The following is an 897-nucleotide window of genomic DNA, read 5'->3' on the forward strand; positions in this document are numbered from 1 at the left end:
CTTTGAGGGCTGGGTTGTGACGGGCGGCGGTGATGGCGCCCATGTGGAGGGCGGCCCGGATGGGCGCACGGCCGCCGCCAATGAAGCTGCGGCCCTTCCATTGTCCCGATTGGCGGGTCCAGGGCGCGAGGCCGGCGAGGGCCGCGATCTGCCGCCGGTCGAGCGCGCCAAGTTCGGGCATCTCGGCGATCAAGGTGCGGGCGATGGTCGGCCCGACGCCGGGGACGGAAGCGAGCAGGTCCTCCTTCTCGCGCCAGGCGGAGCTGCCGCGGATGTCGGTGTCGATTTCGGCGTCGACCTCGGAGAGTTCGCGCTGAAGGGCTTCGAGAAGGCGGCCGATGGACTTCTGCAGGCGGCGGTCGGTGAAGCGCTTCTGTCGCTGCCGCTCGGCCGTCATCATGGCGATGATCTGCCGCCGGCGAGCGACGAGGTCGGCGAGGCGCTGTGTGGCCTCGTCGGGAAGCGGCCTGATCTCGGGCTTGGTCATCGCGGCGAAGCGGGCGATGAGGCGGGCGTCGATCGGGTCGGTCTTGGCACGCTGGCCGAGGGCGCGGCCGAAGCTGCGGACCTGGGCGGGATTGACGACGACGACCGGCAGGCCGGCGGCGCCGAGGGTGGCGGCGACGACGGTCTCGTAGCCGCCGGTCGCCTCGAGGGCCACGGCCTCCGGCGCCAGGGGGAGGAGGCGAGCGGCGAGGGCGTCGAGCCCCTCCGCATCGCGCTTGACGAAGAAGGCCTCGTCGCCGGGCAGGATGGCGACGTCGAGGCGGTCCTTGGAGACGTCGATGCCGACCACGACGGGGGTGGCAGTGGAGCCTTGAGTGGTGTGTTCCATGACGACCCGACCTTGCGAAAACGGGCTTCGCTGGCGGCCCAGGCGACTGTTCGGGTTCACAG

Annotated in this window: 1 protein-coding gene; it reads right to left on the reverse strand. The window is 71.5% G+C overall.

Annotation, left to right across the window (positions count from 1 at the left end):
• Nucleotides 1-835: IS110 family transposase (locus ACFHPP_RS31195; protein ID WP_437167108.1), on the reverse strand; the 835-nt coding region annotated here is incomplete at its 3' end.
• Nucleotides 836-897: the final 62 nt, after the last annotated feature.

The organism is Falsiroseomonas sp. E2-1-a20 (assembly GCF_051433195.1).
In the GTDB taxonomy this organism is placed as follows: domain Bacteria; phylum Pseudomonadota; class Alphaproteobacteria; order Acetobacterales; family Acetobacteraceae; genus Falsiroseomonas.